General features: G+C 61.8%; 23 protein-coding genes and 1 tRNA gene. 19 read left to right on the top strand and 5 right to left on the bottom strand.

The genetic code is table 11. The features are described 5' to 3' along the window. Positions 1–239 precede the first annotated feature (239 nt). Positions 240–1,787 (top strand): helicase HerA-like domain-containing protein, encoded by a 1,548-nt coding sequence (locus AC13C2_RS09940; RefSeq protein ID WP_482886715.1) that lies wholly within the window; start codon positions 240–242, stop codon positions 1,785–1,787. A 3-nt stretch (positions 1,788–1,790) separates the two neighbouring features. Next, entirely contained in the window at positions 1,791–2,282 is a 492-nt protein-coding gene (locus AC13C2_RS09935) for a GNAT family N-acetyltransferase (protein WP_482886714.1), read from the top strand. A 120-nt stretch (positions 2,283–2,402) separates the two neighbouring features. On the opposite strand, the gene AC13C2_RS09930 is transcribed toward AC13C2_RS09935, so the two are convergent. Next, a tRNA-Ser gene (locus tag AC13C2_RS09930) sits at positions 2,403–2,492 on the bottom strand. A 635-nt stretch (positions 2,493–3,127) separates the two neighbouring features. Between AC13C2_RS09930 and rplU the strand changes: the two genes are divergently transcribed. From rplU to phoB, 16 genes are all read left to right on the top strand, one after another. Next, a complete protein-coding gene (gene rplU, locus AC13C2_RS09925; RefSeq protein ID WP_482886713.1) occupies positions 3,128–4,000 on the top strand; it encodes a 50S ribosomal protein L21 in 873 nt (290 codons plus the stop codon). A gap of 6 nt (positions 4,001–4,006) precedes the next feature. Continuing rightward, positions 4,007–4,276, top strand: coding sequence for a 50S ribosomal protein L27 (gene rpmA / locus AC13C2_RS09920; protein ID WP_092761450.1), 270 nt, complete (start codon positions 4,007–4,009; stop codon positions 4,274–4,276). Positions 4,277–4,365: 89 nt separating this feature from the next. After that, on the top strand, positions 4,366–4,935 hold the full coding sequence (locus AC13C2_RS09915; RefSeq protein WP_482886712.1) for a GNAT family N-acetyltransferase: 570 nt from the start codon (positions 4,366–4,368) through the stop codon (positions 4,933–4,935). Beyond that, positions 4,932–5,531: a LysE family translocator gene (locus tag AC13C2_RS09910; protein WP_482886710.1), complete on the top strand. Its 600-nt coding sequence runs from the start codon at positions 4,932–4,934 to the stop codon at positions 5,529–5,531. Before AC13C2_RS09915 ends, AC13C2_RS09910 begins: the two co-directional genes overlap by 4 nt. Next, positions 5,531–6,109, top strand: coding sequence for a GNAT family N-acetyltransferase (locus tag AC13C2_RS09905; protein ID WP_424337798.1), 579 nt, complete (start codon positions 5,531–5,533; stop codon positions 6,107–6,109). The genes AC13C2_RS09910 and AC13C2_RS09905 overlap by 1 nt, the downstream gene beginning before the upstream one ends. A gap of 70 nt (positions 6,110–6,179) precedes the next feature. Continuing rightward, positions 6,180–7,220 (top strand): GTPase ObgE, encoded by a 1,041-nt coding sequence (obgE, locus tag AC13C2_RS09900; RefSeq protein ID WP_482886709.1) that lies wholly within the window; start codon positions 6,180–6,182, stop codon positions 7,218–7,220. Next, on the top strand, positions 7,217–8,323 hold the full coding sequence (gene proB / locus AC13C2_RS09895; RefSeq protein ID WP_482887006.1) for a glutamate 5-kinase: 1,107 nt from the start codon (positions 7,217–7,219) through the stop codon (positions 8,321–8,323). The genes obgE and proB overlap by 4 nt, the downstream gene beginning before the upstream one ends. Positions 8,324–8,335: 12 nt before the next feature. After that, positions 8,336–9,595 (top strand): glutamate-5-semialdehyde dehydrogenase, encoded by a 1,260-nt coding sequence (locus AC13C2_RS09890; RefSeq protein ID WP_482886708.1) that lies wholly within the window; start codon positions 8,336–8,338, stop codon positions 9,593–9,595. Between the two features lie 24 nt (positions 9,596–9,619). Further along, complete coding sequence (locus tag AC13C2_RS09885; RefSeq protein ID WP_482886707.1) at positions 9,620–10,795, top strand: trans-sulfuration enzyme family protein; 1,176 nt, start codon at positions 9,620–9,622, stop codon at positions 10,793–10,795. 147 nt (positions 10,796–10,942) lie between these two features. After that, entirely contained in the window at positions 10,943–11,971 is a 1,029-nt protein-coding gene (locus AC13C2_RS09880; RefSeq protein ID WP_482886706.1) for an ATP-binding protein, read from the top strand. A gap of 145 nt (positions 11,972–12,116) precedes the next feature. Further along, positions 12,117–13,151 carry a substrate-binding domain-containing protein gene (locus AC13C2_RS09875; RefSeq protein WP_092761436.1) on the top strand — a complete coding sequence of 345 codons (1,035 nt, stop codon included), beginning with the start codon at positions 12,117–12,119 and terminating at the stop codon, positions 13,149–13,151. Between the two features lie 69 nt (positions 13,152–13,220). Then, the gene (gene pstC / locus AC13C2_RS09870) at positions 13,221–14,684 is read left to right on the top strand and encodes a phosphate ABC transporter permease subunit PstC (RefSeq protein WP_092761434.1); all 1,464 of its coding nucleotides are present in this window, start codon (positions 13,221–13,223) and stop codon (positions 14,682–14,684) included. After that, the gene (gene pstA / locus AC13C2_RS09865; RefSeq protein WP_092761432.1) at positions 14,681–16,033 is read left to right on the top strand and encodes a phosphate ABC transporter permease PstA; all 1,353 of its coding nucleotides are present in this window, start codon (positions 14,681–14,683) and stop codon (positions 16,031–16,033) included. Before pstC ends, pstA begins: the two co-directional genes overlap by 4 nt. 16 nt (positions 16,034–16,049) lie before the next feature. Next, complete coding sequence (gene pstB, locus AC13C2_RS09860; RefSeq protein ID WP_339639946.1) at positions 16,050–16,853, top strand: phosphate ABC transporter ATP-binding protein PstB; 804 nt, start codon at positions 16,050–16,052, stop codon at positions 16,851–16,853. Between the two features lie 10 nt (positions 16,854–16,863). Continuing rightward, entirely contained in the window at positions 16,864–17,583 is a 720-nt protein-coding gene (gene phoU, locus AC13C2_RS09855) for a phosphate signaling complex protein PhoU (protein WP_482886705.1), read from the top strand. Further along, positions 17,580–18,266, top strand: coding sequence for a phosphate regulon transcriptional regulator PhoB (gene phoB, locus AC13C2_RS09850; protein WP_092761426.1), 687 nt, complete (start codon positions 17,580–17,582; stop codon positions 18,264–18,266). The genes phoU and phoB overlap by 4 nt, the downstream gene beginning before the upstream one ends. A gap of 123 nt (positions 18,267–18,389) precedes the next feature. On the opposite strand, the gene AC13C2_RS09845 is transcribed toward phoB, so the two are convergent. After that, entirely contained in the window at positions 18,390–21,590 is a 3,201-nt protein-coding gene (locus tag AC13C2_RS09845; protein WP_482886704.1) for a reductive dehalogenase, read from the bottom strand. A gap of 180 nt (positions 21,591–21,770) precedes the next feature. On the opposite strand from AC13C2_RS09845, the gene AC13C2_RS09840 reads away from it, so the two are divergent. Beyond that, positions 21,771–22,538, top strand: coding sequence for a helix-turn-helix transcriptional regulator (locus AC13C2_RS09840; RefSeq protein WP_482886703.1), 768 nt, complete (start codon positions 21,771–21,773; stop codon positions 22,536–22,538). Between the two features lie 300 nt (positions 22,539–22,838). On the opposite strand, the gene tsf is transcribed toward AC13C2_RS09840, so the two are convergent. From tsf to AC13C2_RS09825, 3 genes are all read right to left on the bottom strand, one after another. Further along, entirely contained in the window at positions 22,839–23,714 is an 876-nt protein-coding gene (tsf, locus tag AC13C2_RS09835) for a translation elongation factor Ts (protein WP_092761419.1), read from the bottom strand. Positions 23,715–23,790: 76 nt separating this feature from the next. Next, positions 23,791–24,633 (bottom strand): 30S ribosomal protein S2, encoded by an 843-nt coding sequence (gene rpsB, locus AC13C2_RS09830; protein WP_482886702.1) that lies wholly within the window; start codon positions 24,631–24,633, stop codon positions 23,791–23,793. 291 nt (positions 24,634–24,924) lie between these two features. Then, positions 24,925–25,482: a lipid-binding SYLF domain-containing protein gene (locus tag AC13C2_RS09825; RefSeq protein ID WP_092761415.1), complete on the bottom strand. Its 558-nt coding sequence runs from the start codon at positions 25,480–25,482 to the stop codon at positions 24,925–24,927. Positions 25,483–25,503: the final 21 nt, after the last annotated feature.

The following is a 25,503-nucleotide window of genomic DNA, read 5'->3' as shown; positions in this document are numbered from 1 at the left end:
CCCGTCGGACTGGCCGACTTGATATGGCGGACCCTAAGCAGCGTTCTGCAACCCGTCAACGACATATTTCACAGTACTGTGTATTTGCGGCTGGGTTATGACCCCGTGCCGGATAAGAAAAGGACCGCGCCATCCAAGGACAGCGCGGCCAGTTCGACAGGGAGGTGAGCCGGGACGCGACCCTGTGCGTCGCAGCTCGGGACTGTTATGTCAGGGTAAGGTTAAGATGGGGTGAACATATGGCGAACGACAAGGATGTGATATTCGCAGGGGGGGGCGGAGATGCCTATGCCACGGCGCAGAACCTGCGGCTGGACTATGCGAACCGGCATGGGTTGATCGCGGGCGCGACCGGAACTGGCAAGACTGTGACGCTGCAAATCCTGGCGCAGGGGTTCTCGGACGCGGGCGTGCCGGTGTTCCTGTCGGACGTCAAAGGCGATCTGTCCGGACTGGCGTGGGCCGGGTCCGATGGGCACAAGCTGCACGACGCCTTCACCGAACGCGCGGATAAAATCGGGCTGGACCTGACCTATGCATCAGCGCCCGTCACCTTCTGGGATCTGTGGGGCGAATCCGGCCACCCGGTCCGCACCACCGTGTCCGAGATGGGTCCCCTTCTGCTGGCCCGTCTGATGGAGTTGTCCGACGCCCAGGAAGGTGTGTTGAACATTGCCTTCCGTGTCGCTGACGAGGAAGGCCTGGCCCTGCTTGATCTGAAGGATCTGCAATCATTGCTTGTCTGGGTGGCCGAGAACCGCAAGACGCTGTCGACGCGATATGGCAATGTGGCCAGCGCCTCGGTCGGGGCGATCCAGCGGGCGCTTCTGACACTCGAGACGCAGGGCGGTGCGTTGCTGTTCGGGGAACCGGCGCTCGATCTGGACGACCTGTTCCGGTTGACGGAAGACGGGCGCGGAATGGTTAACGTGTTGGCCGCCGACAAACTGATGGCTTCACCACGGCTCTATGCGACGTTTCTGATGTGGCTGCTTTCCGAATTGTTCGAACAATTGCCCGAGATCGGCGACCCGGACAAACCCAAGCTGGTGTTCTTCTTCGACGAGGCGCACCTACTGTTCGATGATGCGCCCAAAGCCCTGATAGATAAAGTGGAACAGGTTGCGCGTCTGATCCGATCCAAGGGCGTAGGGGTCTATTTCGTGACCCAGAACCCCGAGGACATTCCAGAGGATATTCTGGGCCAGCTTGGCAACCGCATCCAGCACGCCCTGCGCGCGTTCACAGCCAAGGACAGGAAGGCCCTGCGGCAGGCGGCGCAGAATTACCGCGAAAACCCGCGTTTCGATATCGAAGATGCGATCCGCGAGGTCGGTGTGGGCGAGGCGGTCACATCGCTCCTGGAACGCAAGGGCATCCCCGGTGTGGCCGAGCGGACGTTGATCCGTCCGCCCGCTTCGCAACTGGGGCCGATCACGGATGCGCAGCGCAAGGACGTGGTGCAGTCATCGGGCCTTGCCGGAAAATACGAAACTGAGGTCGATCGCGAAAGCGCCTTCGAAGTCTTGGCGAAACGGGCGGACGCCGCCGCAAAGGCCGCTGAGCAGTCCGAGGCGGAGGAGGAACAGGCCGAGGCGGCGGTGCGCGAATACAAGGCCGGCCGGCGCTATAGCGGTGGCGGTGTCAGCCGGTCGACGTCGAAGCGGACGCGGCGGGGCGACAGTGTCGGCGAGGCCTTTGCCAAGTCCTTTGCCCGGTCGCTGGGCACGCGCGCCGGGCGGTCGATCGTGCGGGGCGTACTTGGCGGCCTGTTCCGGGGACGCTAGGATATGATCCTGCGCCCGCCGCGGCCCGCCGATGCGATGCAGATCACGGCGATCCATGCCGAAGGGCTGACCACCGGGCACGCGTCCTTCCGGGCTGAGCCGATTGATTGGGACGCGTTCCACGACGCGTATGCACTTGCCCTGGTGGCCGAAGAGCACGGGACCATTCTGGGCTGGTCCGCGCTTGCCCCGACCTCGACCCGTGATACCTATGCGGGGGTCGGCGAAGTCAGCACATATGTCGCCGCCCAGGCTGTCGGGCGGGGACTGGGAAAGGCATTGTTGTCGCGTCTTGTCGCCGACAGTGAAGCGGCGGGCTGGTGGACCCTTGTGGCGCAGATTTTCCCTGAAAATCATGCCAGTCTGGCCTTGCATCGCAATTTAGGATTCGACGTTCTGGGCACGCGTCGCGGGTTGGGGCGGATGACGCACGGGCCTTTGGCGGGGCAGTGGCGTGATGTCATTTTTCTGGAACGGCGCAGCCGCGTACGGTGAGAGAAGTGTCAGACGACGCCACAGCCACCCAAAGAACGTAGCTGCAACGGGGAAATTTTAGGGGGAAGAATTCCGTGCCACCTTACAAGTTATTTAAAAACAATTACTTACAGGTGTTAGTGGCGGAGAGACAGGGATTCGAACCCTGGGTAGACGTTAATCCACAACGGTTTTCGAAACCGTCCCGTTCGACCACTCCGGCACCTCTCCGCACGGGTGGTGGCGCGTCTTTAGGCAAGAGGCGCGACTGCCGCAAGAGGATCGGGCCTCATTTTGTATCTTAACCCTGCGCCGGGTTATGCGACTCTCACTCCCTTGTACCGGTGCTCACACGCGAAGGGCTTGATGCGGGAGGGGCGTGGCATGAAAGGAACTGTCAGTGTTCAGCACTCTGGGGCCCTGTAGGGTCCGTTGACCGAACCGATCGACCGGGAGCACCGAGGCCTCGGCGCAGGCGCTATCCGGGCCAAACCCTGCGACGGATCAGATCGGTGCCCGCGCGGCCCCGATGACCGCTTTTATAATGCCGCCATGATCCGTTGGGCCGATGTGGCATTCGGAATGATTCCCTGCGGGCAGAGCGTTGCGGCAGCTTGGTTCATGGCACAAGTGGTATTCTGACCCGCTGATACTTTCGGCCCCGCTCAAGCCCGGCCTTGCCTTGACAGGCATGGGACCGCGTGAAATAGCCCCGTCGTGGCCGTAAGGATTCTTGCGGCCAATTGATTTTTACGCCTGTCCCCTTGGGACGCGCTGTCCGAGGTGGTCTGGCATCCGATGGGTGTCGGCCGGAACGCCCCGAAAGGGGGACCGCAGGACGCGGATATATAGCAAGGAGAGAGCGGATGTTTGCCGTTCTGAAAACCGGTGGGAAGCAGTACCGGGTCGCCGAAGGCGACGTGCTTCGCGTGGAGCGTCTGGCTGCAGAAGCCGGTGATACGATCCAGTTCAACGATGTGCTGATGCTCGGCGGAGACAAGGTCACCGTCGGCGCGCCCCTGATCGCCGGAGCCGCCGTTCAGGCCGACGTGATCGATCAGATCAAGGGCGAAAAGCTGATCCATTTCGTCAAGCGCCGCCGGAAACATTCGTCGCAGCGCACCAAGGGCCACCGCCAGAAGCTGACGTTGCTGCGGATCACGTCGATCTTGGCCTCGGGTGGTGACAAGTCGGGCGTCAAGGTTGCGACGGGCACCGGGTCACTGTCGGCCGCAGACAAGGCCGCCGCCAAGCCCGCGTCGAACAAGCCCAAGACGTCGAAGTCTGGCAACAAGTCGGTCGCCGGCAAGAAGTCGGATGACGGTGTTTCGACCGCAACCAAGGTGGCTGTGGCCACCGGTGCGGCTGTCGCCGCTGGTGCCGCCGTTGCTGCCGGTGCTGTCGTCGCCAAGAACGCGGCCGACACGAAGCAGGCCGCGGCTCCCAAGAAGGCTGCTGCAAAGAAGGCCGATGCAGCCGAAGCCTCGGTCGGAAGCAAGCCCGGCAACCTGCTGAAAGCAGCGCGCGGGGACAAGGCCGACGATCTGAAGAAGATCTCTGGCGTGGGTCCCAAGCTGGAAGGCCTGCTGCACGAGAATGGTGTATTCCACTTCGACCAGATCTCCGCTTGGGGACCGGCCGAAATCGAATACATGGATGACAAGCTGTCGTTCAAGGGTCGCATCGAGCGCGACGATTGGATCGATCAGGCGACCAAGTTCGCCGCAGAACAGGAGTAAGGACAGATGGCACACAAGAAAGCCGGTGGCTCCTCCCGCAACGGCCGCGATTCTGCGGGTCGTCGTCTGGGCGTGAAACTTTTCGGTGGCCAGGCGGCCATCGCAGGCAACATCATCGTGCGTCAGCGCGGCACCAAATGGTGGCCGGGCGAAGGCGTGGGCCTTGGTCGGGATCATACGATCTTTGCCACGACCGACGGCGCCGTGACGTTCCGCAAGGGCTTCAAGGGCCGCACCTATATCAGCGTCCTTCCCGTGGCGGAGGCAGCCGAGTAAGCCGAACCTTCAGGTTCACCTTTTCAAGGGGATCGGCGACAAGCCGGTCCCCTTCGTCGTTCATGCCCCCATCTGACCGCGAGGTTCCGATGATCAACCGCATCCCCCATGCTGCCGATCAGCCGCATGTGCCGACCCTGACGGGACCGCGCATCGTTCTGCGTGCGCCACAATCCGGTGATGCGGCGAGGCGGCTGGCCCTGGGCCACTCATCGGAGGTCTTGCAGGCCTACGGCATGGATTCTGCGACCGTGCCGTCGTTGACCGAAACGGCATGCCAAGGATGGCTGGCGGAGCAACAGGCGGCGCTGGCGTGGATGATCACCCTGGGCGGCGATCTGATCGGAACAGTGCGTCTGCATAGCCACGTCATGGCTGACCGTCGGGCAAACCTTGCCATCGGCCTGCTGGATGCAGCGCATCTGGGGCAGGGATACGGCACCGAAGCATTGCGTCTCGTGATTGAACAGGCCTTCGATGGCATGGGTCTGAACCGGTTGTCGCTGCGGGTTCTCGACACCAATGAACGGGCGATCCGGTGCTATGCCAAACTGGGTTTCGTCACCGAAGGACGCGAGCGCCAGTCGGCGCGCACCGCCGACGGCTGGCGCGACGATGTGATGATGGGACTTCTGGCCTCCGAATGGGTGCCGGATTGAGCGTTGCAGTCCTTCCCTTCGTGGCCTTCGCCATCAGTCAGGTCGGCACACCCGGCCCGGCGAACATGGCGTTGATGACCACGGGTGCGGCCCACGGTTTGCGCGCGGCGCTGCCCTTCGTGGCGGGCGTTGCACTTGGCAAGCAGCTTGTCATCTGGCCTGTCGGCTTCGGTCTGATGGAATTGGCCGACCGCGCGCCCTGGGCATTCGAGACGCTGAAATGGATCTCCGCTGCCTATATCGTCTGGTTGGCCTGGCGCGTTGCACACATGCGCCTGGAACATAGGGGCGCGGCAAAGGCACCGGGTTTTCTTGCCGGGCTGATTGTTCACCCCCTCAACCCAAAGGCCTGGGCGATGATCACCGGCGGGTTCACCGCCTTCACCGCTCCCGGCACGCCCGCTTTGCAGGCGACGGCGACCATCGCCGCGATCCTTCTGGCGACACAGGTTGTGTTGCACCCGCTCTGGACCTGGGGCGGCAGCCTGGTCGCTCATCACCTTCGCGGCACCACCGGGGAACGTTACCTGATGTGGACCCTCGCCACCCTTACCGTAGTTAGTGTTTTGTTCGTATTGTTCGGAGGAGGAACGTAATGACCCCGCAACGTGCGCCCCTGCGCGTCGATCGTGTCGAAACCGGTGACCAGGCCATACTGACCACCAGTCGCCTGACGCTGCGACCCCTGCGGCGCAGCGACATGGGTCTCATCGACCTCTATGCGGGCGACAAGCGCGTAGCGTTGAACACACCGTCGATTCCGCACCCCCTGCCGCCGGGTGCAACCGATGCCTTCGTCACCCGTGTCATGGCGGGCGAAGGAGAGGATACCGTCTGGGCGATGGACGCGACCGCCGCCGGGCTTGATGAAATTGTCGGGGTCGTAAGCCTTAAGCGAATGGACCGCGACCAGTGGGAAATCGGTTACTGGGTTGGACCTGCCGTTTGGAACACCGGCCTTGCATCCGAGGCTGTGACCGCGCTGATCGAAGCGAACCCGATGAATGCCAAACAGATTTTCGGAACGATCTTTCAGGACAACCCGGCCTCGGCCCGTGTTCTGACCAACGCCGGGTTCGACTACATCGGTGACGCCGAGACGTTTTGCGTCGCGCGCAACGCCGTCGTTCCGACCTGGACCTATATTCGGCAGATGCCCGCCAGCAAGGTGTGACCCCATCGCTTGAGCCTCTGGGCAAAGGCGTCTATCGGACGGGTCTGATCGCCCAGCGGATACCAGTCTCATGAAGTTTCTCGACCTCGCACGTGTATATATCCGCTCCGGCGGCGGAGGGGCGGGTGCTGTATCGTTCCGGCGCGAGAAATACATCGAATACGGTGGCCCTGATGGCGGCAATGGTGGGCGCGGCGGCGATGTCATCGTCGAAACCGTCGAGGGTCTGAACACCCTGATCGACTTCCGCTATCAGCAGCACTTCTTCGCCAGGTCAGGGCAGGGCGGCATGGGCAAGCAACGCACCGGCAAGGATGGCGACAGCATCGTCCTGCATGTTCCCGTCGGCACGGAAATCCTCGACGCCGATCAGGAAACCGTCATCGCCGATATGGACAAGCCCGATCAGCGCATCGTGCTGGCCAAGGGCGGCAACGGCGGCTTCGGCAACCTGCATTTCAAATCCTCGACCAACCAGGCGCCGCGTCGTGCCAATCCGGGACAGGAAGGCGTGGAGCGGGAAATCTGGCTGCGCCTGAAGCTGATTGCGGACGTGGGCCTTCTGGGCCTGCCCAACGCGGGCAAGTCGACGTTTCTGGCTGCGACCTCGAACGCGCGGCCCAAGATTGCCGACTATCCTTTCACCACGCTGGTTCCGAACCTTGGTATCGTGGCGGTCGACGGGATCGAATTCGTTGTCGCGGATATTCCCGGCCTGATCGCGGGTGCACATGAAGGCCGGGGCCTGGGCGACCGTTTTCTGGGCCACGTTGAGCGGTCCGGCGCGCTGCTGCATCTGGTCGACGGCACCACCGATAATGTGGTCGAGGATTATCAGACCATCATAACCGAGCTTGAGATGTATGGCGAAGACCTTGTCGACAAGCCGCGCCTGACGGTCCTGAACAAGACCGACGCCATCCCCGACGATCAGCTGGAAGAAAAGCGCGCCGCCCTGTCGGAGGCCATCGGAAGCGAGGTCATGACCATGTCCGGCGTGTCGGGCGACGGCGTGACAGACGTGTTGCGCGCCCTCCGGATCCTGATTGGACGCGCGCCCGCATCGGAGCCGGATGAAAGCATCTCGGACGCCCCGTGGTCACCGGTCTGACATCCGGCCACGGGGCCGTCGCGCTGCGCGACGCGCGACGGGTCGTCGTCAAGATCGGCTCGGCCCTTCTGGTAGATACCGAGACGGGCGCTGTCCGCGCGCCGTGGCTGGCCGGTCTGGCCGCAGATGTGGTCGAATTGCAGCAGGCGGGCGTGCAGGTGATCCTGGTATCGTCCGGTTCGATCGCCCTTGGCCGCCGAGTCCTGGGTCTGACGCCGCCCTTGTCGTTGGAGGAATCGCAGGCCGCCGCCGCCGTCGGCCAGTTGCGCCTGGTCGCTGCCTATGACGAGGTGCTGGCCCCTTCGGCCCAGATCCTGCTGACACTGGACGACAGCGAAAACCGCCGCCGTTACCTCAATATGCGTGCGACCTTCGAGACGCTTCTCAACCTCGGCGTCGTGCCAATCGTTAATGAAAACGATACCATTGCCACCGATGAGATACGCTTCGGTGACAATGACCGTCTTGCCGCGCAGGTCGCGGCGATGGCCGGTGCGGACATCTGCGTCCTGCTGTCGGACGTCGACGGGCTTTATACATCAAACCCGAATATCGACCCAGACGCTCAACATCTGTCAGTGGTGGAGACGATCACCGACGACATCGCCGCCATGGCGGGTGAGGGGGTCTCCGGCCTATCGAAGGGCGGCATGATCACCAAGATCATGGCCGCCCGTACCGCGACCGAAGCGGGTTGCGCGCTGGTCATCACGCGGGGCGGTGACCGTCCGCTTTCGGCATTGGCCGCAGGCGCCAGGGCGACATGGTTTCTGGCCCGGGACGATCCGCGTGCCGCACGAAAGCGCTGGATCGCGTCGATGAAGACGCGCGGGACCGTGGCAATCGACGATGGCGCGGCGAATGCCCTGGCCGACGGCAAATCGCTGTTGCCCGCGGGCGTCAGCTATGTCGGCGGTGCGTTCGGGCGCGGCGATCCGGTAACCATCGAAGGACCCGACGGGCGCAAGATCGGGCAGGGCCTGATCCGCTACACCGCCGACGAAGCACGGACGATCAAGGGCCTTCGATCCAGTGACATCGCCGGAACGCTGGGCTATCCGGGACGGGCGGCACTGATCCACCGCGACGACATGGCCCTCTGACGGAGTGCTCCGATGAAAGACCTGACCGACGACATTCCCGCCCTGATGAAGGGTATCGGCGAAGCAGCCTGCGCGGCGGCTTCCGAACTCGCCTGTGCCTCGGCCGAACGCAAGCATGCGGCCCTGATCGGTGCCGCCGAAGCGCTCTGGGCACGCCGGGGCGACGTGTTGGCCGCGAACGCCAAGGACCTGGCATATGGTCGCGAGAAGGGTCTGACCGACGCAATGATGGATCGTCTGGCGCTGGACGAAGACCGCATCCGCGACATCATCGACAGCCTGCGCTCCATCGCCGAACAGCCCGATCCAGTGGGGCGCATACTGGCGGAATGGGACCGGCCCAACGGGCTTCATATCCGCCGCGTCACGACGCCGCTGGGCGTGGTCGGCGTGATCTATGAAAGCCGTCCCAACGTCACCGCCGATGCCGGTGCGCTGTGCCTGAAGGCCGGGAACGCCGTCATCCTGCGCGGCGGCTCCGAGAGTTTTCATTCCAGCCGCGCGATCCATGCCGCGATGGTGGTAGGGCTTCGGAGCGCAGGCCTGCCGGAGGCTGCGATCCAGCTGATCCCGACCCGCGACCGCGCCGCCGTCAGCGCCATGCTGAACGCAACCGACCATATCGACGTCATCGTCCCGCGCGGCGGCAAGGGTCTGGTCGGGTTGGTCAGCCGCGAGGCGCGGGTGCCGGTCTTCGCCCATCTGGAAGGCATCGTTCATATCTATGTCGACGCCTCTGCCGATGCGGACATGGCGCGCAAGATCATCATGAACGCCAAGACCCGCCGCACCGGCATCTGCGGCGCCGCAGAATGCCTGCTGATCCACCGTGACGTGGCCGACACACTGGGTGCAGACATCATCGCCGACCTGATGCGCGAAGGCGTCGAGGTTCATGCAGGCGAGGGGTTGCAGGGCAGTGTCGTGGCGACGGACGACGATTGGGGAACCGAATACCTCGACATGACCATCGCCGCGAAAGTGGTTGAAAACATTGACGAGGCTATCGCACATATCCGCCAATACGGCAGCAATCATACCGATTGCATTATCGCCGAAGAGGCCGCCCCTGTGGCCCGCTTTTTCGAGCGACTGGACTCGGCGATACTCATGCACAATGCATCGACCCAGTTCGCCGACGGCGGAGAGTTCGGAATGGGCGCTGAAATCGGCATCGCCACCGGCAAGATGCATGCACGTGGGCCGGTCGGGGCCGAACAATTGACCAGCTTCAAATACCTCGTTACCGGAAACGGGGCGATCCGCTCATAATCAGTAGTATATAAGGCGACGTTCATGTCGAAACGCCCGAACCTCGTCCGCCGGACGGCCTTCCCAAGCAGCGTCAGCCGCGCGGTCGTCACACCGTTGCAGCCCTCGGTCGTCTATTCCTCGCCCAGTCCCGACGCGCTGGACGATCAATACGGAGGACGCGCCAAGGGATACACCTATGGGCGCGAGGGTCATCCGAACGCCGATGTTCTGGCCGGAATGATAGACCGGCTGGAGGGCGGGGAAGGCGGCATTATAACAGGCTCCGGCATGTCCGCAGTGACCGCCACGCTTCTGGGCCTGCTGTCAGCAGGCGATCATATCGTCGGCGGCAATCAGCTTTATGGGCGCAGCCTGCGGATGATGGTGCAGGATCTGCCGCGATGGGGCATAACCTCGACGCTTGTTGACCCCACCGATGTCCCGGCGATGGAGGCGGCGATCACGCCTGCGACCAGGTTGATGCTGGTCGAAGTAGTGTCGAATCCCACCCTGCGGATCGCCGACATGGAGGGAATTGAACGGCTGGCCAAGGACCGCGGTCTGATCCTAGTCATCGACAACACCTTTACCACGCCCTACGGTTTTCCGGCCTATGCACGCGGCGCGGATGTCGTGATCCATTCGGTGACCAAGCTTCTGGCAGGGCATTCGGACGTCACGCTGGGATATGTGCTGGCGCGTGATCCGGACCACCGCAAGGCGATCTACGACACCAACGTCACACTGGGTCTGACGCCAAGTCCCTGGGATTGCTGGATGGCGGAGCGGGGCCTGTATACGTTTGACATGCGGTTCGAACGGGCGCAGGCCAACGCCGCCGCGATGGCGCAGCTTTTCGCGGATCATGACGCGGTCGAGACGGTGCTTTATCCGGGCAGGTCCGATCATCCCGACCACAATCGGGCAGGCGCGCTGCTGGACGGGCAGTGGGGCAATATGGTCAGTTTCCGGCTGAAGGGCGGGCGGGCGCAGGCCAATGCGCTGACCCAGGCCGCGCCGAACCTCGCCTTCGCGCCGACATTGGGCGATGTCGGCACGACGCTGTCGCATCCGGCGTCCAGCAGTCATCGTGGCCTGACGCCCGAAGGCCGTGCCGCGCTCGGCATTACGGAAGGGTTCTTTCGTGTTTCCATCGGCTGCGAGCCGTTGGAGTTGTTGCAGCACGACTTCACCGTCGCACTGGATGCCGCGCGCTAAGCCGCGGTTTACCGGGGAATTAGATTCCGGCCAGGTTTGGCCGGGTCCGAGTAACACTGTGACGCTCTGGGGTTTGCTGATCATTGATCGAACCCTGTGCCTGGAATAGGCAATGCCGATCCCGCTGGCCTGACCGGAAGCCCCGATATGATTGAAGCAATTCTGAATGCGCTGGCGGAACCGGCAATGCTGCTGGATGCCGCCGGGCGGGTGGCGGTCGCCAACCCGGCCGCGCAGGATCGGCTCGGCGTCTGGGTTGTCGGTCGGTCCTATGTCAGCGTGTTGCGTCAGCCTTCCCTGCTCCAGCCGGTCGAGGAGGCCTTTGCAGAGGGCAAACCCGGTGTCACCCGTTTCGTCCACAGCACGGGCGCCGTCGAAACGCTGTTCGAGGTGACGGTCTCGCCGATTCCGGTACCGGACGGGAGGCGGCAGGTCCTTCTGGTGTTTCGCGACCTGTCAGAGGCACGGGCAGGCGAGTCGATGCGTCGTGACTTTGTCGGCAACGTCAGCCACGAGCTGAAAACCCCGTTGACCGCCATTATGGGATTTATCGAGACATTGCAGGGTCCCGCGCGTGAAGATCCGAAGGGGCGCGACCGCTTTCTGGCGCTTATGGCGCAGGAGACGGCGCGGATGAACAGGCTTGTGTCCGACCTGCTGTCGCTTAGCCGGTTGGAGGGTCAGTCACGCAAGCGGCCCACCGACCGCATAGACATGGCGGCACTGGTGTCCGAAACGATCGGCATGCTGCGACCCGGAGCCGAGGCGGATGCGGTCGAAATCCGCTTCGATGCACCTGCGTCCGCACAGGTTATCGGTGATCGGGATCAACTGGTCCAGATCGTAAGCAACCTGATCGAGAACGCGATCAAATACGGCGCACATCCCGGGATTGTCAGCCTGAGCCTGCTCCATATCGACCGCGAGCCGGTGCTGCGCGGCCCGGCCTGGCGGCTGACCGTGAGTGATACGGGGCCGGGAATTCCGCCGGAGCATGTTCCGCGACTGACTGAACGATTCTACCGCGTCGACACGGGGCGGTCGCGGACGCAAGGCGGCACGGGGCTGGGCCTTGCCATCGTCAAGCATATCGTCAACCGACATCGGGGGCGCCTTCGGATCGAAAGCGTCGAAGGGCAGGGGACAGAAGTTACGGTGATCCTGCCGGCCAGTTAACGCTGCGTCATGACTTTCACAGAACCGACTGTCATAAAACCGTTACGCTTTCGTCACAAAAGGCCAACGCGAATTGACTAGTGCTGCCCAGAGCGCACCTCAAGACGGGGTTCGCCTGACGTCAAATGCCAACCAGGAGCATTCCATGTCCATAAACAAAGCCACCGTTTCGGGTTTTGCAATCATCGCCCTCTCGGCCACCGTGGCAACAGCGCGCGAACAGGTCCAGATCGCCGGGTCGTCCACCGTTCTGCCCTATGCGTCCATCGTCGCCGAAGCCTTCGGCGAGAACTTCGGTTTCCCGACCCCGGTGGTGGAATCAGGCGGCTCCTCCGCCGGTCTGAAGCGGTTCTGCGAAGGCGTCGGCGAGAATACCATCGACATCGCCAACGCTTCGCGCAAAATCCGCGACAAGGAACTTTCTGCCTGCGCCGACGCCGGTGTCACGGATATCATCGAAGTCCGTATCGGTTATGATGGCATCGTTTTCGCCAGCCAGCAGGACGGCCCGGCCTACAACGATTTCACGCCGTCGCAGTGGTATCTGGCACTCGCCTCTCAGATCCCCGGCGAGGACGGAGCGCTGGTCGATAATACCAACAGCACCTGGGCCGACGTCGATGCGGCCTTGCCTGCCGAAGAAATCCTGGCCTTCATCCCTGGTACCAAGCACGGCACCCGTGAAGTCTTCGAGGAAAAGGTGATCCTTCAGGGATGCGAAGATACTGGCGCGCTGGAGCGGATGACGTCCGCTGGCATGTCCGAAGACGACGCCGAGACCGCCTGCATGTCGATCCGCGCCGATGGCCGCAGCGTCGACATCGACGGTGACTACACCGAAACCCTGTCCCGCATCCAAAGCGACGCCAACGGTATCGGCGTCTTCGGCCTGTCGTTCTACGAGAATAACACCGACAAGCTGAAGGTTGCGACGATGAATGGCGTCACGCCTTCGACCGAGACCATCGCTTCGGGTGAATACCCGGTATCGCGTCCGTTGTATTTCTACATCAAGGCAGCGCATCTGGGTGTCATCCCCGGACTGAAGGAATACGCCGAATTCTTCGTCTCGGACGATATTGCCGGTCCCGGCGGACCGCTTTCGGACTATGGTCTCGTTCCCGATCCGGAACTGGCAGCGACACAGGCAACTGTATCCGACGAAACGACAATGAAGTAAGACACGACCGAGACGGGGGGGGCGATTCCCCCCGTTTCTTTTCTGCCACGTCGACCCGGAGCTGCTGCCATGCCCCTCAGCTGGATTTTGCTGATCCTTGCCGTCATTGGCACCATCGCCTTCCTGATGGCCCGGTCGCGCGCGATCGCTACCGTCGACGGGGATGCACGTCGCCTGCACAGCCTTCCAATCTATTATGGCCTGAACGGCGCGTTGATGGCATTGACCCCGGCGCTTGGTCTTCTGGCAATCTGGCTTCTGGTCCAGCCGATCCTGTTGGACCGTTCCATCCTTGCCGATCTGCCTGCCGGCGCGGTTCCCGACGGCGGCACCGCCGCGCTCGTCATGTCGGATGTCCGCCGGGTGGCCGACGGGATCGACAGCGGCATTTCATCGGGTTCCTTCACACGCGACGAACTGCGCGATCTCTCGGTCGAAGATGTCGGCGGCTTGCTGGCATCCGAGGGCACAGCGCTCGGCAGTGCGCTTACAGGTGAGGTTCTCACGGCCGCGACGTCTTATTGGCAGGCCCGCAGTAGCCTGTCATGGATCATGACTATTGCTGTCATCGGTCTGGCGCTGATCGGCGGAGCCTGGGCCGTCAGCCGGTCCAGGGGTGAGTTTCGGGCCCGAAATGTAGTTGAGCGCGGCGTCCTTATCCTGATGATCGCCGCGGCATCCATCGCCATCCTGACCACCCTCGGCATCGTTTTGTCGCTGCTGTTCGAAACTGCAAACTTCTTCCGCCAGTATTCGTGGACGGAGTTTTTCTTCTCGACCACCTGGTCGCCCAGTTTCTCGGGCCGGGGCGGGGCTTCGCAACTTGGCATTCTGCCGCTGCTCTGGGGTACGCTGTATATTTCGACAATCGCGCTGATCGTCGCTGTGCCGATCGGACTGTTTGCCGCGATCTATCTGTCGGAATATGCGGGGAAGAAATTTCGCTCCGTCGCCAAGCCGCTGATCGAGATACTGGCAGGCATCCCGACCATCGTTTACGGGTTGTTCGCGTTGATCACCGTCGGGCCGTTCCTGCGTGATGCCTTCGCTTCGCCGTTGGGCCTCGGAAATTCGGCATCGTCGGTCATGACTGCAGGCCTGGTCATGGGCATCATGCTGATCCCCTTCGTATCGTCCCTGTCGGACGACATCATCAACGCGGTACCGCAGGCGATGCGCGACGGCAGCCTTGGTCTTGGTGCCACGAAATCCGAAACCATACGCCAGGTCATCGTGCCCGCCGCCCTGCCGGGTATCGTCGGGGCAGTGCTTCTGGCCGCGTCCCGCGCCATCGGCGAGACGATGATCGTGGTATTGGGGGCAGGGGCCGCGGCCCGGCTTGACCTCAATCCGTTCGAAGCGATGACAACAGTAACTGTCAAGATCGTCTCGCAACTGACTGGGGACACTGACTTCGCCTCGCCGGAAACGCTTGTGGCCTTTGCACTTGGCCTGACGCTCTTCGTTATCACGCTGGGTCTGAACGTACTGGCCCTGTTCATAGTCCGCAAATACCGGGAGCAGTACGAATGACCGACGCGACCGCGAACACCGCCCCGGCCGGCGCCGGGCAAGGCAGCCTGCTGATCAAGGATAGCCGCACCGCCAAGCGCAACGGGGCGGAAGGCCGATTCAAGATGTATGGCCTGATCGCGGTCTGCATCGGTATCGCCATGCTGATCCTGCTGCTGACGTCGATCCTGACATCCGGTCTGTCGGCGTTCTGGCAGACGACGATCCAGATCGAGGTGACTCTGCCCGAAGAGAAGCTGGACAAGTCCGGCGTCCGCGACCCCGAGGTGATGGCCAAGGTCACGACCTTCGGCTATGCGCCATTGCTGCGCGACGGGCTTGAGGCGACCATCGCGGCCAATGGCATCGAGACCGAACTTTCAGCCAAGGACGCTGCGGAACTGATCTCGGACGAAAGCGTCGCGCAGTTGCGCAACCGCGTCCTGCGCAACCCCGACCTGATCGGCCAGACCGTTTCGGTCGAGGTCATGGCATCGGGTCGCATCGACGGCTTCTACAAGGGACGTGTGACCTATGCCTCGGCTGAGCGCGATACCAATATCAGTCCGGCACAGCTGCAACTGGCCGAAGCGCTCGAGGATAAGGGCCTGCTGAACACATCGTTCAACTGGCTGTTCCTGACTGCACCGGATGCGTCCGACACCCGGCCCGAAGCTGCCGGTCTGGGCGTGGCCATTCTGGGGTCGCTCTACATGATGCTGATCGTGCTGGTGCTGGCATTGCCCATCGGCGTGGCGGCCAGCGTCTATCTTGAGGAATTCGCGCCCCAGAACCGCTGGACCGATCTGGTCGAGGTGAATATCTCGAACCTCGCCGCCGTGCCGTCCATCGTGTTCGGTATACTGGGACTTGCGATCTTCATCAACTTCGCGGGCCTGCCGCAATCGGCACCCATCGTCGGTGGGCTGGTCCTGACGCTGATGACGCTGCCCACGATCATCATCGCCACCCGCGCCGCGCTGAAATCCGTGCCGCCTTCGATCCGCGATGCGGCGCTCGGCCTCGGCGCATCCCGCATGCAGAGCGTGTTTCATCATGTCCTGCCACTGGCCATGCCGGGTATCCTGACCGGCACGATCCTCGGTCTGGCACAAGCCCTGGGCGAAACCGCACCGCTGCTTCTGATCGGCATGGTCGCCTTCGTGCGCGAATATCCCGAAGCACCGTGGGAGGGTGGATTGTTCGATCCGGCCACCGCACTTCCGGTGCAGGTCTTCAATTGGACGCAACGGTCAGATCCGGCCTTCGTCGAACGGGCCAGTGGGGCAATCATCGTTCTTCTGGTATTCCTGCTGCTCATGAACCTGACGGCCATCTTCCTGCGCCGCCGGTTCGAGCGGCGGTGGTAGGACAGGGGCCGAGGCCATGAATGACATGCGATTGACGGAGAGAGTCTTGGACACCGAAACCGATAAACCGAAGATCACGGCCAAGGGCGTGCAGGTCTATTATGGCGATACACATGCCATCAAGGACGTGAATGTCGATATCGCCGACAAGACGGTTACGGCCTTCATTGGCCCATCAGGTTGCGGTAAATCGACATTCCTGCGCTGTCTGAACCGGATGAACGACACTATTTCCATCGCACGGGTCGAGGGCGATATCCGTATCGATGGGGAGGATATCTATGACAAGCGCGTCGATCCGGTGCAGTTGCGCGCCAAGGTCGGCATGGTGTTTCAGAAGCCGAATCCGTTTCCCAAGTCGATTTATGATAACGTTGCCTATGGTCCGCGTATTCACGGGTTGTCCAGGAACAAGTCCGATCTGGATGAGATCGTTGAAAACGCCCTGCGTCGCGCTGCACTCTGGGACGAGGCGAAGGACCGTCTGTCGCAGCCCGGAACCGGCCTTTCGGGCGGCCAGCAGCAGCGTTTGTGCATTGCCCGTGCGGTTGCCACTGCGCCGGAAATACTACTGATGGACGAGCCCTGTTCTGCGCTTGACCCGATCGCAACCGCCCAGGTCGAGGAACTGATCGACGAATTGCGCCAAAGCTATTCCGTCGTCATCGTTACCCACTCGATGCAACAGGCCGCGCGCGTCAGCCAGAAGACGGCGTTCTTTCATCTCGGGCATCTGGTCGAATACGGCGAGACGGGAAAGATATTCACGTCGCCCGAAGATCCCCGAACCGAAAGCTACATTTCCGGCCGGATCGGCTGAGGAGAGAACCATGATCAGCAACACCCACATCGCCAGCGCCTTCGATCGCGACCTGGAGACCATTCAGGGTCTCATCATGAAGATGGGCGGCATGGTCGAAGAGGCAATCGAAAACGCGTCCACCGCGCTTCTGGACAGCGATCTGGACCTCGCCAATGCGACCCGGCGCGGTGACAAAGCCATCGACGCGCTTGAACTTCGCGTGAATGAAGAAGCGGCCCGTCTGATCGCCCTGCGCCAGCCCATTGCCACCGATCTGCGGACCGTACTGTCGGTGTTTCGCATCTCCGCCGCGCTTGAACGGGTCGGGGATTACGCGAAGAACATCGCGAAACGCACTGAAATTCTTCAGGAACTTCATCCGGTGGAGGGTGGGACTGCATCCCTGAAGCGCATGTCCAAGGCAGTTCAGACCATGCTGAAGGATGCCTTGGACGCCTATATTCAACGCGACTCCGCGCTGGCCTACGACGTGCGCGCCCGAGATGAGGAGGTGGACCAGATGTATAATGGTCTGTTCCGGGAATACCTGACCCATATGATGGAAAATCCGCGCAACATAACGGCCTGCATGCACCTGCATTTCATGGCGAAAAACATCGAGCGCATGGGCGATCTGGTGACCGGTATCGCCGAACAGGTCATCTATCTGGTCGATGGCGTCCTGCCGGACGAGGACCGTACCAAGGCCGATATCACCAGCACGACACGCGGTGGAACTGTCACGTGACCCAGCCCTCGGTCCTTGTGGTCGAAGACGAAGCCCCGCAGCGAGAGGTGCTTGTCTATAACCTCGAAGCGGAAGGGTTCGACGTTCGTCAGGCGACCTCCGGTGATGCCGCGCTGGAGCTTGCGCGCGAAGATAATCCGGACCTGATTTTGCTGGACTGGATGTTACCCGAGGTGACCGGCATCGAAGTCTGCCGCCGTTTGAAATCCACCGCTGAAACACGCGGCATTCCGGTCATCATGATCTCGGCCAGATCGGAAGAAGTCGACCGGGTGAGGGGGCTGGAAACCGGCGCGGACGATTATGTCGTGAAACCCTATTCCGTCGTCGAACTCATGGCCCGCATCCGCACGCAGCTGCGTCGGGTCCGACCGGCGTCTGTCGGTGAAAAGCTGGAATTCGCGGACGTCACGTTGGATACCGTCCAGCACCGTGTGTTCCGCGACGGCGTCGAGCTGCATCTGGGTCCGACCGAATTTCGCCTGCTGACAACATTCATGGAACGCCCAGGCCGTGTCTGGTCGCGAGACCAGCTTCTGGACCGGGTCTGGGGCCGCGACATCTACGTCGACAGCCGGACCGTTGACGTGCATGTTGGGCGGTTGCGCAAGGCGCTGCGCACAGCGACAGGTGTCGACGACCCGATCCGCACAGTGCGTGGGGCAGGTTATGCGCTTGGGTAGTAGTCTGCATTTTCAGTAACTTGAACCGTGACTTTCAAGCACTGCGAGTCCTGCCTGAACCAACACATAACTATCCGATAACCAAGATTATGTAAAATAATGCCATGATATTATGTGAGTTGCTCAGAGATCGATTTCCACCACACCGTCACGCTCCGTCGCCCGGCTTTGGCACAGGATGATCGTTGTCTCTCGCTGTGCCTTGGACAATACGTAATCCCGATGCTCGACATCACCTGACACCAGCGCGCATTTACAAACCCCGCATAGCCCATCGGAACATTTCACATCGACCGGTATGCCATTCCTGGTCAACACGTCTGTCGCGCTGCTATCTGCGGGAACGTGCAACTCTCGACCTGACCGCACAAGTCTGAGTATGAAGTCGCGGTTCTCATATTCGACCTGCTCCGGCACCGAGAAATATTCCAGATGCCGGGCCGCTTCCGGGATGCCGGCAGCCTCTGCCTCCGCCATGACCGCGGCCATGTATGGCTCCGCGCCGCAGGTATAAACATGTGCGCCTTCCGGCAGCCCGCTCAGGATCTTTGCGAGATCGGCGCGTGACCCTTCGTCGGTGACGTGCAATGTCGCGCGATTTGCCCATGGTGCGCCAGCGATGTCGTCCAAGAACCCCATGGCGGCCCTCGATCTTCCAGAATAATGCATTTCAAAACAACGTCCTGCGCTATGAAGCTCATGTGCCATGGCAATCATCGGAGTAATGCCGATGCCACCGCCCATCAGAACGGTATGTGATGCTTCAGGATCCAGCGCAAAATGGTTGATGGGACGCGACACGAACACACGTCGCCCCGGCGTGAAAATCCGGTGCATCAGCTTCGAGCCCCCTCGCCCACCGTCCTCGCGCAGCACACCAATGCGATAGGTGCTGCGGTCGGCGGGGTCGCCGCACATCGAATATTGCCGCAGGAACTCGGGCGCTACGACGATATCGAGATGCGCGCCGGCCTGCCATTCCGGCAGGTCGCCGCCGTCTGGCGACCGAAACGTGTATGACATCACACCCTCGGCCGTGACCTCCGCCGCCGCGACTTCGACCTGAATGACCGGGCTGTCGCCTCCGGTGTCATAGATGTGCAAATGCCCGCGCTCATCCCGCTCCAGCAGGGACTTGTATTCCTGCGCCGTTACCATCGCCTGATAAGCCGCAATGCCCGCCTCCCGATCCATCGGGAACGGATACGGCCATGGATGCGGGGCCAGAGGCGCGGGATAGACGGCCAGAGTCTGATCCTTGTATTTCAGCTCCAGATCGCGTTGCAGCGAGCGTTCGTTGACCGGCTTGTCTGTCGAGCGGTATCCGCCGTCGTCGTCCAGCTCCAGATCCCACCACCATTTCTTGATCGGGTTCAGGCCGCCGTTTCCGACCGCATCGTCCAGTCTTGCCAACGCAGGTGCCAGTTTCGGCACGTTCATCGCAGCCCAGCGAAACGGCTTTTCCTTGAACACGCCCTCCAGATTCCACGGGCAGGTCTTCATGCACCGGCCGCACATCGCGCCACCCTCGGTCGTAATCCGATACGTGGCGCATTTCTGGCTGTCGGATTTCCAGATCTCATAGCCGTTGAACATCAGCTTCGGACCGGCTGTGATTGCCCCCGACGGGCATTCCCGCGCGCATTTGTTGCAGCTATCGCAAAACGTCTGCAGACCGAAATCAATCGGTTTGTCATGCGCCATCGGCAGGTCGGTCGTGACGACGCCCGATTTAAGGCGCGGGCCCAGAAACGGGTTCAGGATCACCTCGCCGATGCGGCTGACCTCGCCCAGACCGGACAGAAGCAACAGCGGCGGCTGCAGAACCTCGCCGTCCATCACCGAATGGGCCTTGGCTTTGTAGCCCAGATTGCGGATTTGCCTGGCGATCACCCCGCCCAACAGTGAAAACCGCAGATAGGCACGCATTGACTGCGCAACGCTGATCCAGTCGTCGCCGGACGCGCCCTCCATCGTCTCGTAGCCCTGGTCGATGATCATGCTGATCGCCTGATCGTGCGGCGGGTCGATCACGTCGCCGCGCGCGTCATGACTATACCATGTCCAGTCCGGACAGCGACTGATCCCGATGGCATCGACCCCCAGCCAATACCCCGTCGCCTTGACCAGATCTGCGGCGGCCTGTGGGTCCAGACGTGCCTTTTCGACCGCTGAGTCCCCGTCTTGCAGCAATAAGAATGCCGCCAGGGCCCGACGCTGCGCCATCGACGGCGCGGCCTTGCGAACGTAATGCCCGCCCTTCGAGGCCTCCTGCAAAGGCTTGCCCATGTCGCCGAATTGCGCACGGGCAAACATGTCGGCTCGCTTGGGCACGCGGGCGACATTCGGCTCGTCTATATAGGTCGTGGGCGTGTCGACGCGGCGCAGCGTTTCGAACGGATGCGCGCCGTCGACAAAGCGGCGCTTGGCAAATGGCACCGCGTTGAATGCGTTCTTGGCGAACCCTGCCCCGACCTTCCACGCCAGACCGTGTGCCGAAGCTGGCTGCTCAGTGGCCAGCGGTTGGTCCGGCGCGATCTTGAACGTCGTTGTAACGGCGGCCAGTCCGAAACGAGAGCCGATGTAGGGGTGGGTCAGCCCCCCGTCCCGCACCACCGCTAGACCCGCCGCAACCGCAAGCCGGTTCAGATCGACATCCGATGACGACACAGTATGTCCACGCGCGGCATATCCCAGCAAACGCAGGTAATTGGCCACGACGATGGCAGTTTCCGAAGCCAGCAATCCCGCGCGATGGGCCTGCGCGTCGGCAATCCATTCGGTGCCGACCTCGTTCTTTTCCGGGTCGCGCGGGTTCTCGTACAGAAAGACGATCGCATGAGTATGATCGTCGATGGTCGTGGGCGGGGCTTCAAGCGAGTCCCTTAGGTCGGCCATGATCGTGTCGATGCCAGAGGCGAGCGTCTTGATCTGCCGGGTCTTCAGATCTCTGGCCAACCGGGCAACATCAGGGTTCGAATGCGGCTGTTTCAACAACGCCGCTCGTGGCAGGCGACAGACCCCGACGACAGCCGCATCACAAAAATAGCCAAATGCCTTCAGGTGGTTGGAACGATTTTTCACATCGGTTGGTGCGCCAGCCAGAATCGGGTTGACCGGACCGTCGCGGATCGCGTCCAGCATGGCCTGATGTTCGGCCATCGCATTGATGATCGACGCTGCATCGCTCTTGCGGAAGATCAGCGGGCGGGCCGAAGGGACAGTCGACAGATCAGGCATCGCATCGCTGCGCGCCAAGCGCTCCGAGGGATACGGTCCCATGTGAACCGGACGATTGGCATCGGAAAAGAAGCGGAGCGTCATAAGGTGCGGGTCCATACTGTCGGTGGCATATGTCCGCCGGATGGTCTGGAATACGCAACCCCGAACTCTGATGCGCACGAATTGCCTGCCCTGGATCAGGGCAACCCTGAAGGCAGGGTCGGCTCGACACGGGTGGAACGGTCGTCCAAGGTGAATTTCTTTGATAACGAGTTTGTTTGAATGTCAAAGCGTGCCACCGATACCGAGCAGTTTCTACTCGATCTGATGGTTCAGCCGGATATCGAGAATGCCTGGTCCAAGCTAAAGGATCGTATGGCCGGTTACGGGTTCGACCGTGTTCTTTATGCGGCCACACGGTTTCGGACGGATCACACGACAGGCGATCTCAGGGATGCATTCATCCTGACCAACTATCCCAAGGAATTCACCGACCCCTATCTCGAAGGCGGCCTGTTTCGCGACGCCCCCATGGTCCGCTGGGCTATGCAGAACGTGGGCACCTTGTCCTGGGGTGAAATTGCCCGTGATGCCTCCGAAGGCCGATTGCCTCCCGAAGTCATGCGCGTGGTCGAATTCAATCGGAAGCATGGCATCGTAGCGGGCTATGGTATCAGTTTCCCGCGCCATTCCGTCCGCGCAGGTCACGGGATCGGGCTGGGCAGCACGACCATGACGCAAGCAGAAGCGGATGCGATCTGGGCGAGCAGCGGCAACGAGATCGAGTTGATCTGCCACGTTACACATCTGACGTTCCTGTCCCTGCCCTATGGTCTGCACGGGCGGAATCTGACGAATCGCCAGCGCGAGGTTCTGGAACTGATAGCCGATGGCAAGACAGTCCAGGATATAGCAGTCCTGCTGAAAAAATCGCCTGCGACGATCGAGAAACACCTGAGACTGGCGCGCAAAGAACTGAATGTCGAAACGACAGCTCAGGCGATATTGAAAATATCAATTCAAAATCAGTTTTTTATGTATGATCCTTAACCAAATTTTAATTTTTACCGAAAGGTAAGGTTTTCCCTACTTACCTTGGGTAAAGGCAAATGACATCCTGAACGTGTTCTGTGAGTGATGGCAATTTCGCCAAGAACTATTCGGACGCGGTGTGACGGTGCCCTTAAACCGCCATTGCGCTCCGCCCGATGAAGTTCGGACCCGCGAGGTTCCGGGGAATTACCCCCGGAACCGAGCACTTCGGGGACAGTCTCTTCCCTACAGCCCCGAAATGGAATCGGCGCCAAGGTTCACCCTTGGCGCCGCACCATTATCGTGATGGCAGACAGATCAGCTCTTGCCGACTGCGGCGACTTCGGCGGCGAAATCTTCGACCACCTTCTCGATGCCCTCGCCCACTTCCAGACGCACATAGCCGGTAACTTCGACGCCCGCGTCCTTGGCGGCCTGGGCGACGGTCACGTCCGGGTTCACCACGAACTGCTGGTTGAGCAGCGTGACTTCGGCCATGTATTTCTTCATCCGGCCTTCGATCATCTTTTCGATGACCTGCTCGGGCTTGCCGCTTTCGCGGGCGATGTCGATCTGGACCTGACGCTCCTTGTCGACGATTGCCGCGTCGAGGTCCGCTTCAGACAGCGATGCCGGATTGGCCGCGGCGACGTGCATCGCGACCTGCTTGCCAAAGGCGTCGTTCGACGACGACAGCGCGACCAGCACACCGATCTTGCCCATGCCCGGCGCCGCGGCGTTGTGGACATAGGAAACGACTGACCCGCCGGACAACTTGGCCATGCGACGCACGGACATATTCTCGCCGATGGTGGCGATCTTGTCGGTGACCATCGATTCGACGGTCTTGCCACCGACCTCGGCGGCCTTCAGCGCGTCGATATCGTCGACCTTCAGCGCGGCCTCGGCGATATCCGACACCATTTTCTGGAAGTCGGCGTTCTTGGCAACGAAATCCGTCTCGGAGTTCACTTCGACGGCGACGGCCATACCGTCGGCCACGGCCACGGCGACAAGGCCTTCGGCGGCGGTGCGGCCGGATTTCTTGGCAGCCTTGGCCAGACCCTTGGTCCGCAGCCAGTCAACCGCAGCTTCCATGCTGCCGTCGTTTTCGGTCAGTGCCTTCTTGGCATCCATCATGCCCGCGCCGGTCGTGTCGCGCAGTTCTTTCACCATCGCAGCAGTAATCGCCATGATCCTGTCTCCTTTAGAAATGGGGATGGGCGCGGCCTAGATGACCGCGCCCCGTAACCGATTGATGTCCCTGGGCTTACGCCTCGGCAGGGGCTTCCTTGGCGGGGGCTTTCTCGGCCTCGGGTGCGGACGCGGACACTGCATCATCCACATCGGGTTCCACGGCTTCGCCCGGATCGACGGATTCTTCGACGTTGTCCATCTCACCGATGTCTACACCGGCGGCGCCCAGCTGTGCGGACATGCCATCCAGAGCGGCGCGGGCGACCAGATCGCAGTACAGGCCGATGGCACGCGCCGCATCGTCATTGCCTGGAATGATATAGTCGACGCCATCGGGCGAGCAGTTGGTATCGACGACCGCAACCACCGGGATGCCCAGCTTCCTGGCTTCGGCAATGGCCAGATCTTCCTTGTTCACATCGATAACGAACAGCAGATCGGGCAGGCCGCCCATTTCGCGGATGCCGCCAAGCGACGCCTGCAATTTGGTCTGGTCCCGCTCCATGCCCAGACGCTCTTTCTTGGTCAGGCCGGCAAACCCCTGCTCCATCGATTCGTCGATGGATTTCAGGCGGTTGATCGAATTGGACACGGTCTTCCAGTTGGTCAGCGTGCCACCCAGCCAGCGGTGGTTCATGTAGTATTGCGCGCAACGCTCGGCGGCGTCGGCGACGGGCTTCTGGGCCTGGCGCTTGGTACCGACGAACAGGATGCGCCCGCCACGGGCGACGGTGTCGCGCACGACCTGCAATGCCTGGTCCAGCATCGGGACGGTCTGCGTCAGATCCATGATGTGGATGCCGTTTTTGGCACCGTAGATGTACGGCCCCATGCGCGGGTTCCAGCGTTGGGTCTGGTGGCCAAAGTGAACGCCGGCTTCAAGCAGCTGACGCAGGGAGAAATCAGGCAATGCCATGTCTCTAATCCTTTCCGGTTTGAACCTGAGCGGGGGATCAGAGCATGACGCTCAACCGGTGGACCGTTCGGGGATGTCTCCCCCGAGGGCCCGCCCCCGCCTGTGAAGTGGGTCGCGTCTAGGGGGTGCGGTGTCCGGGTGCAAGGGGAAATCGCGGTGAACGCAATGTATGGCGACAGTGCATATTCGGGTATTACGCGGGTCATACGATCGGCGCAGGCTGCTGTGTTGCGCGCACTTCTTCTGGAATGACACCTTGTGGTCGACACCGGCGGAGCCGGTGCCACTCTGTCAGGGAATGATCCGGGTGTATTTCTGGCCTTCCAGCGTCGCACCGGCCAGCAGTCCCGCCTGTCCGAACACCACGGCGATCACCGGGGTCAGCAGTGCAGTCGTGTCGGTCGACAGGTTGCCCGCATTGGAGGACACGGCATATTCCAGGTTCGCCCCGGCGGTCCAACCCTGCGACGCGCGGAAATTGGCCAGCGCGGGTTGCGTCATGAAGAACAGCGCGTGGCTGTATTGCTGCCCGCCGATCTGCAATCCGAAGGACGCGGCAGTTGTGGAATAGTAATCCACAGTCACGTCGTCGATGCGCAGCGCACCGCGGCCATACGCCCCGCCGAAGCCGAAGCCGGCCTCGGTCACGACCGGCATCATCAGGATGCCCGCGGCCTTGCCCGCCAGGACCTGCGTGTCAGGCAGGGTCGCATACATAAAGTTGAAAGCTGCATCGACGCGACCATCAATGCGGTCACCGCCATCGCTGCCGATGCCGTTGCCGCAGGCGGCCAGCGCCAACGGGGCGGAAGCCGTCGCAAGGAAGCGACGACGTGAAAATACGGTCATGGGTTGTGTCCTGTCCAAGTC

The organism is Jannaschia sp. L-14R (assembly GCF_056857695.1).
This window is presented reverse-complemented; position numbering and strand designations above follow the sequence as displayed.